Origin of the sequence: Arthrobacter vasquezii, assembly GCF_029455255.1 — a bacterium.
GTDB lineage: Bacteria > Actinomycetota > Actinomycetes > Actinomycetales > Micrococcaceae > Arthrobacter_D > Arthrobacter_D parietis.
In genome coordinates this window covers 1-6,763 of record NZ_JAROKN010000095.1, presented here as the reverse complement: position 1 = coordinate 6,763, position 6,763 = coordinate 1, and the positions used below count along the sequence as shown (strand labels likewise).

The 6,763-nt window shown below is 64.8% G+C and carries 10 protein-coding genes; 6 read left to right on the top strand and 4 right to left on the bottom strand.

What is annotated here, in order from left to right:
- Positions 1–437, top strand: a 437-nt coding sequence (locus P4U43_RS17355; RefSeq protein WP_277359854.1) for a winged helix-turn-helix domain-containing protein, incomplete at its 5' end; no start/stop codon positions are given.
- 80 nt (positions 438–517) lie between these two features.
- On the opposite strand, the gene P4U43_RS17350 is transcribed toward P4U43_RS17355, so the two are convergent.
- Positions 518–1,408: a LysR family transcriptional regulator ArgP gene (locus P4U43_RS17350; RefSeq protein WP_277359853.1), complete on the bottom strand. Its 891-nt coding sequence runs from the start codon at positions 1,406–1,408 to the stop codon at positions 518–520.
- 70 nt (positions 1,409–1,478) lie between these two features.
- Between P4U43_RS17350 and P4U43_RS17345 the strand changes: the two genes are divergently transcribed.
- The 5 genes from P4U43_RS17345 to P4U43_RS17325 all read left to right on the top strand — a co-directional run bounded on the left by P4U43_RS17345 (position 1,479) and on the right by P4U43_RS17325 (position 5,011).
- Entirely contained in the window at positions 1,479–2,075 is a 597-nt protein-coding gene (locus P4U43_RS17345) for a LysE/ArgO family amino acid transporter (RefSeq protein ID WP_056548702.1), read from the top strand.
- Positions 2,076–2,170: 95 nt separating this feature from the next.
- Positions 2,171–2,443 carry a hypothetical protein gene (locus P4U43_RS17340; RefSeq protein ID WP_277359852.1) on the top strand — a complete coding sequence of 91 codons (273 nt, stop codon included), beginning with the start codon at positions 2,171–2,173 and terminating at the stop codon, positions 2,441–2,443.
- A gap of 183 nt (positions 2,444–2,626) precedes the next feature.
- Positions 2,627–3,457, top strand: a complete 831-nt coding sequence (locus P4U43_RS17335; protein WP_277359851.1) for an amino acid ABC transporter substrate-binding protein — start codon at positions 2,627–2,629, stop codon at positions 3,455–3,457.
- Positions 3,458–3,588: 131 nt separating this feature from the next.
- Entirely contained in the window at positions 3,589–4,254 is a 666-nt protein-coding gene (locus P4U43_RS17330; protein ID WP_200954802.1) for an amino acid ABC transporter permease, read from the top strand.
- Complete coding sequence (locus P4U43_RS17325) at positions 4,241–5,011, top strand: amino acid ABC transporter ATP-binding protein (protein WP_277359850.1); 771 nt, start codon at positions 4,241–4,243, stop codon at positions 5,009–5,011. The genes P4U43_RS17330 and P4U43_RS17325 overlap by 14 nt, the downstream gene beginning before the upstream one ends.
- Before the next feature lie 19 nt (positions 5,012–5,030).
- Here P4U43_RS17325 and P4U43_RS17320 read toward each other — a convergent pair whose 3' ends face one another.
- The 3 genes from P4U43_RS17320 to P4U43_RS17310 all read right to left on the bottom strand — a co-directional run.
- The gene (locus P4U43_RS17320; RefSeq protein ID WP_318533046.1) at positions 5,031–5,966 is read right to left on the bottom strand and encodes a DUF4389 domain-containing protein; all 936 of its coding nucleotides are present in this window, start codon (positions 5,964–5,966) and stop codon (positions 5,031–5,033) included.
- Positions 5,963–6,451, bottom strand: a complete 489-nt coding sequence (locus P4U43_RS17315) for a DUF6326 family protein (protein ID WP_277359849.1) — start codon at positions 6,449–6,451, stop codon at positions 5,963–5,965. Before P4U43_RS17315 ends, P4U43_RS17320 begins: the two co-directional genes overlap by 4 nt.
- 95 nt (positions 6,452–6,546) lie before the next feature.
- Positions 6,547–6,763, bottom strand: a 217-nt coding sequence (locus P4U43_RS17310; RefSeq protein ID WP_277359848.1) for a zinc-binding dehydrogenase, incomplete at its 5' end; no start/stop codon positions are given.

The following is a 6,763-nucleotide window of genomic DNA, read 5'->3' as shown; positions in this document are numbered from 1 at the left end:
TCCTGGCGGCGCTTCGTGGGCCGGTGGCGGCCGCCGTCGTCGGGCCGGTGACTGCGCAGCCGCTGGTGGAGGCGGGAGTGTCGCCGCTGATTCCGGAACGGTTCCGCATGGGAGCGCTGATCCGCTTGGTCGGTGAGTACCTGGGCCAGCATCGCGTGCTGCAGTACCCGAGCCGCTACGGGCTGATCGAGCTGCGTGGGAAGAACCTGCGGATTGACGGGAATCCTGTCGAGTTGGCACCTGCGCCGATGAGCCTCTTCCGAGCGCTGGTCGAGGCCAATGGTGCGGTGCTGTCGCGGGAGCAGTTGGCCGGGGTGCTCGGAGACGGTGCCGGGGAACACGCGCTGGACATGACCATCAGCCGGCTCCGGAAGACGCTGCCCGAGGCGTCTCTGGTGGCGACGGTCATCAAGCGCGGGTACCGCCTGCAGCTCTGACTACACCCATGAGACCTCTGGCCACCGGGTGGCGAACCGGAACTTTTGCGCAGGTACGGCGGGATCCGGACGCCGTCAGCTCACCGGATCTGCGCGAAAGTTCCAGAACGCAGTCGGTGACTCGCCTCGCGGACGGCCTCCGTCATGCGGTTCAGCCGCTCCGAATTCAGCGTCCACGTTTGCCAATGGAGCGGCACATCAACGTGCGCGTCCTTCTCCAGTAGCACCAGGGCCCCGAGATCGAGGTCCGATTCGAGTTGCAGCTCGGGAATCATGCCCCAGCCCAGGCCCGCCCGGAGTGCCGCGAGGAACGCTTCCGACGACGGGATGAGGTGTCGGGGCGGAGGCTGAGTGACGCCGTGGGACAGCAAAAAGCGCTGCTGCAGGTCATCCTTCGCATTGAACTGCAGGACCGGCATGCGGGTGAAGTCGATGCCGTCGTCGTTCAAAAAGCGATTCCGCAGCGCAGGCGTGGCCACGGGCAGGTACCGCATGTACCCAAGCAACTCAGCCCGGCACCCGTTCACCGGGGCGGGATCCGAGGTGATGGCGCCGATGACGTCGCCCTGCCGGAGGAGCCTGCTGCTGTGGTCCTGGTCTTCCACGCGCAGGTCCAGCGTGGTGTCCGTCCAGCCGGCAGCCTCGCCCAGGACGGGGACAAACCAGGTGGCCAGCGAATCGGCGTTGACTGCAACCCGGGTGACGGTTCGGGTTGCTTCACCGTGGCCAAGGGCAGAACGGGTCTCAGCCTCGATGATCTGCACCTGTCGAGCCATGCGGAGCAGCACCGAACCCGCATCAGTCGGAGTGCAGGGTATGCCCCTGCGCACCACAATCTGGCCTACCGAGGCTTCCAGTGCCTTGATGCGCTGGCTGACCGCGGAGGGGGTGATGCGAAGAGTGTCTGCGGCGGCCTCGAAGGACTCCTCGTCGATGATGGCCGCAAGAGCCCGCAACTGTTCGAACTGCATGAAGCAAACCTAATGCATGCGCAGAATCTATCGTTTGTCTACACTGCTTCCGCTGAATAGCGTTGATCCCATGTTGAGCATCTGGGGCACCGGCCTGCTGACGGGCCTTGCCCTGATCATCGCCATCGGCGCGCAGAACGCATTCGTACTGCGGCAGGGCATCCGGCGGGAACACGTGGGAGTGGTGGTGGCGCTGTGCATTGTCAGCGATGCGGCGCTCATCCTCGGAGGCACCGCGGGGATCGGTGCGCTGGTCTCGCAGTTCCCTGCCATCCTCGACATCCTGAGGTGGGGCGGCGCTGTGTACCTGACCTGGTTCGCCGTCCGCTCCTTCCGCTCGGCGCTGAAGCCGGCGGCCCTGACAGCGGAAGCGCCGCGGAGCCGCGGGTCGGTGGTTGCCACCACTCTCGCGCTGACCTATCTCAATCCGCATGTCTACCTGGACACCGTCGTCCTGCTTGGAAGCCTGGCCAACCAGCAGGGAGAGGGGACCCGGTGGGTGTTCGCGGCCGGCGCCGTCGTCGGCAGCATTATCTGGTTCTGCGCCCTCGGTTTCGGTGCCCGGGCGCTCTCGGGTGTGTTGAAGAGTCCGCGAACCTGGCGGGTGGTGGACGTGGTCATCGGCGTGGTGATGCTGGCGCTTGCGGTCAAGCTGATCGTGGGCTGAGGCCGGCGCTCTGCCACGTCCGCACCGGACCGCGGAAACCTGCCGCGGGCGCTAGAGTTAAGGCAGACAGGCCACGCATCAGAACGAGGAGACTCATGGCACACCCGGTAGGCACAACCCGCGACAAGAACAACAAGCGCCCCGAGCACTCCGGCGAGGGCCACGGCCTGACCGCCGCTGTTGCTTTCGTGGTGATGTTCATCCTCTTCGCCGCGTCCATCTATGTGCTGTCATTCTTCGAGCGCACCAACGTGTGGCCGTTTGCGGTGTGCCTCACACTTTTCTTCCTTGCGTTCTGGATTCCGCAGACCATCATGGGCCGTTCAGATTCCGGCTACCGGATGGCAAAGGGCGACCGTAAGGCCTAACGCCGCGCATTTCGTCGGGAGGGGTCCGCAGAGGCGGGCCCCTTTTTGCTTCCCCTGACCGCCACAGCGCTATGTTACGCACTGTTACGCGGGGGAATAAGGACGCGCCGTCGACTGCTGGAATGGATAGCTCCCGTACCCGGGCAGTCCAAGCTTTCCGTTCAAGCGTCAAAGGATACCTCCATGATTTCTCGCCGTCTTCCGCTGCTCGGCGCCGCTACCGCCATCCTCTTTGCGGTTGCCGGTTGCGGCTCATCTGCTTCCTCCGACACCGCCACGGGCGCGGCCACCGAGTCCGCCGGCGGCACCACGCTCGCTGAGATCCAGGAGTCCGGCGTTCTGACCGTCGGGACCGAGGGCACCTACAAGCCCTTCACCTACCACGAGGGCGGCGCCGGCGAGCTGACCGGCTACGACGTCGAGGTCATCACCGCCGTCGCTGAGAAGCTCGGCGTTGAGGCCGAGTTCGAAGAGACCCAGTGGGACGCCATCTTCGCCGGACTCGAGGCGGGCCGCTTCGACGTCATCGCAAATCAGGTCTCCATCACCCCGGAGCGCGAGGAAGCCTACGCCTTCTCCGAGCCCTACACCTACAGCAACGGCGTCATTGTGACCTCGGCTGACAATAGCGAAATCACCTCCTTCAAGGATCTCGCAGGCAAGACCACCGCTCAGTCACTCACCAGCAACTGGTACGAGCTGGCTGAGGAAAGCGGCGCGGAGGTTGAGGCCGTTGAGGGTTGGGCGCAGTCCGTGACCCTGCTGGAGCAGGGCCGCGTTGACGCCACCATCAATGACGAGCTGACCTTCCTCGACTACCAGAAGTCCACCCCGAACGAGAACATCAAGGTGGTCGCGGAGACCGACGAGCAGTCCCGCAGCGCGTTGGCTTTCCGCCAGGGCAGCGACGAGCTGGTTGAGGCCGTGAATGAGGCCCTCGCCGAGCTCCGCGAAGAGGGCACGCTGGCCGAGATCTCCGAGAAATACTTCGGTGAGGACGTCAGCGCCGAGTAATCAGCGCAGAGTAACCAGCACGACGACGGCGGGCACCGGTCGCGAGGCACGCAGCCTCCGCGGTGCCCGCCGTTTGTATGTGCGTTTTTATGCAGAAATCACGATCAGCCACTGGGATAGCGTAGGAGCTTATGGACATCGACTGGGATCTGGCCCTGACCTCGCTCTGGCCACTCATCGAGGGCGGCCTGAAGGGCACCATTCCCCTGTCGCTGGCGTCCATGGCCCTGGGACTCATCCTGGCGTTGCTGGTGGCGCTCATGCGGCTCAGCAACAACCGGATCGCCTCCGGGATCGGCAGAGCTTACGTTTCCGTGATCCGCGGTACTCCCCTGCTGGTGCAGCTGTTCGTGATCTTCTACGGCCTGCCGTCGATCGGCCTCACCATTCCGCCCTGGCCGAGCGCCATCATCGCGTTCTCCCTCAACGTGGGCGGTTACGCTGCCGAGATCATCCGGGCGGCCATCCTCTCCGTACCGCGCGGTCAGTGGGAAGCCGGGCACACCATCGGCATGTCCCGCACGCTGGCCCTGCGGCGCATCATCCTGCCGCAGGCAGCCCGGGTATCCGTGCCGCCGCTGTCCAATACGTTCATTTCGCTGGTGAAGGACAGCTCGCTGGCGTCGCTCATTCTGGTGACCGAGCTGTTCCGCCAGGCCCAGGAAATTGCCGCGTTCAGCCAGCAGTTCATGCTGCTCTACATTGAGGCCGCCGCCGTGTACTGGGTCTTCTGTCTGGTCCTTTCGGCTGGACAATCGCGAATCGAGAAGAGGCTGGACCGTTATGTCGCCCACTAATCCTGAGCCGGTATTGAAAGTCGAAGGACTCCGGAAATCCTTTGGGGACAACGAGGTGCTGCGCTCCATTGACCTGTCCGTTGCCCAGGGCGGCGTGGTGGCGCTGGTCGGGCCTTCCGGATCCGGCAAGACCACGGTTCTGCGTTCCCTTAACGGGCTGGAAATTCCCGACGCCGGACGCATCACTTTCGACGGCGGCCCGGTGGTCAACTTCGGATCAGGCGCATCGAAGCGGGAGCTCGCAGCGCTGCGGGACCGCAGCGCCATGGTGTTCCAGCACTACAACCTCTTCCCGCACAAGACGGTGCTCGAAAACGTCATCGAAGGCCCGGTGCAGGTGCAGCGCCGGCCCAAGGCGGAGGCTGTTCAAGAGGCAGAGGAACTGTTGGGCCGCGTAGGCCTCGCGGAGAAGAAGGACCAGTACCCGCACGAGCTGTCCGGCGGTCAGCAGCAGCGCGTGGGCATTGTCCGCGCGCTCGCGCTGCGTCCCACGCTGCTGCTGTTCGACGAGCCCACCTCGGCCCTGGACCCCGAACTGGTGGGCGAGGTCCTCTCCGTCATCAAGGAGCTGGCTGACGAGGGCTGGACCATGGTGCTTGTCACGCATGAGCTTGCCTTTGCCCGCGAGGTGGCCACCGAAGTGGTTTTCATGGACGGCGGCGTGGTGGTTGAGCACGGCCCGCCTGAGACGGTGTTGCGCGATCCCCGGGAGGAACGGACCCGGCGGTTCGTGCATCGGCTGCTGCACCCGTTCTAGGGTTCCCCGACTCGGCGCCCTACAGCGCGACGGCCGTACGGATGGGCGGTTCCTGCGGGCCCTGGTCCAGCCGGAACGGTGGGTAGTCGTCGGACATGAGTGCCGTATAGGAGGTGGTCCTGTACATCCAGCGGTTGATGCCCATAATCAGGTTGAACAGTCCCATCCGGTATACACCGGTGAACAGCAGGATCACCGCGGTGATGAACACCAGAAGTCCCAGCAGGGACATTCCGTTAGTGCCGCCGTCGGCCGTGGAACTCCAGACGCTGCCGGTCAGCAGGCCCACGATGATCAGGTGCGGCAGCGCGAAGAGCCAGGACTTGACCAACACCTGCCACCGGGAGAGCCTGGCGGGTTGCTCCACGTCGAAGGTGGCCGGATAACCGGTGCGGGCGAGCGTGAACGGTGGGTAGTCATCCGTGCCCAGCACCCCGGTTGCATAAAACGCCACCCGCCAGTGCCAGCGCATTACCCCCACGTTGAAGCGGAACAGCGACGGCGGATAGTGGCTCGTGAACAGAATCGTGATCCCGGCAGCGACGGTCACCACGATGAAAGCAACCCACAGGAAGGCCAGCACAATGTAGTGCGGGATGGCCAGCAGCCATTTGAAGAGCCACATCCACCGGGTCAGGTTAGGGTCCAGCTGCCCCTCGAGCCGTGCGGGATACCTTGCGTCCGAGTCTGTGTCTGGACGGATCCCTGCGTTGAGACCCGCCATCGCTGGAACCGCGCTCATTCTGCTGCCGAGCCCTGCCGCCCCGAGGATGATGAGCCCCAGCCCGGCTACCAGCAGGGAGAGTCCGGCCAGCACGGGCCCGGAGTTGGCGAAGACGATCAGGGAGCCCGCGCCGAGCAGGTCTCCAACGATGATCGAAAGCATGTGCGCCGGACTCATTGTGTCGATGGGCACATGGGGTTGCGGAGTGGATCCGCCGGGTTGAGTACTCACGATCGAAGTTCCTGTCGAAGATCGGTCGTCACGGGGCCGGCTGCGTTGGCGGGGGTTCGGTGCCAGGTCCAGGCGGAGCGCAGGATGAAGGCCACGATCAGCAACTCGATTCCGATGGTGAGGGCGTAGTAGAAGGCGTAGTCCCAGGTCGCCCCAGCCGCGTTGACCACCAGCAAGGGGGTGTACAGCGATGCCACGACGAGGTTCGCGGCGCGGTTCACCTGGGCGGGCAGCGTGGTGGAGAGCAGGATCATCGAGCCCGGAATCAGGATGATCACGAAGAAGATGGACATCAATCCCCCGCTGATGTCGAATACAAAGATTTCGCCACCACGGATTTGGTCGATGGCGCCGGGCTGGTAGAGGTGGAAGTAGTCGATGTAGAGGATGAGGAAGGCAAGGGTGCCCCAAGCCGCCGCGAGCTTGGCCTGCACCGGGACCGGCGGGGTGTCGAGCAGTTTCGGGGTGTGCGTTCGGATGGTCATCGGTTTTTCTTTCGGGAAGAGCGGTCCGTCCGCCGGAGTGGCGGCAGGTCTGGGCGTGCTACGCACGGGTTGGGTCGTTCTCGTCGGTCCGGTCGTCAGACGGTGATCACGACCTTCCCTCGGGTATGGCCGGCCCCGACATAGCGGAAGGCGTCAGCGGCTTCCTCGAGGGGTAGGTGCGGTCGATGACGGGCGTGATCTGCCCCGCTGCAAGCAGGTCGGCCAGGGTGAGCAGGTCCCGGCGGGCCACTGGCTCGGCCAGTACGGCGAAGGAGCCCACGCCGCCCGACGCGCCCGTGACCAGCACCGTCT

What these genes read in the sequence shown, in the direction of transcription:
- P4U43_RS17350 (WP_277359853.1), bottom strand. Translation starts at nt 1,408, where the DNA reads ATGCAGTTCGAACAGTTGCGGGCTCTTGCGGCCATCATCGACGAGGAG.
- P4U43_RS17345 (WP_056548702.1), top strand. Translation starts at nt 1,479, where the DNA reads ATGTTGAGCATCTGGGGCACCGGCCTGCTGACGGGCCTTGCCCTGATC.
- P4U43_RS17340 (WP_277359852.1), top strand. Translation starts at nt 2,171, where the DNA reads ATGGCACACCCGGTAGGCACAACCCGCGACAAGAACAACAAGCGCCCC.
- P4U43_RS17335 (WP_277359851.1), top strand. Translation starts at nt 2,627, where the DNA reads ATGATTTCTCGCCGTCTTCCGCTGCTCGGCGCCGCTACCGCCATCCTC.
- P4U43_RS17330 (WP_200954802.1), top strand. Translation starts at nt 3,589, where the DNA reads ATGGACATCGACTGGGATCTGGCCCTGACCTCGCTCTGGCCACTCATC.
- P4U43_RS17325 (WP_277359850.1), top strand. Translation starts at nt 4,241, where the DNA reads ATGTCGCCCACTAATCCTGAGCCGGTATTGAAAGTCGAAGGACTCCGG.
- P4U43_RS17315 (WP_277359849.1), bottom strand. Translation starts at nt 6,451, where the DNA reads ATGACCATCCGAACGCACACCCCGAAACTGCTCGACACCCCGCCGGTC.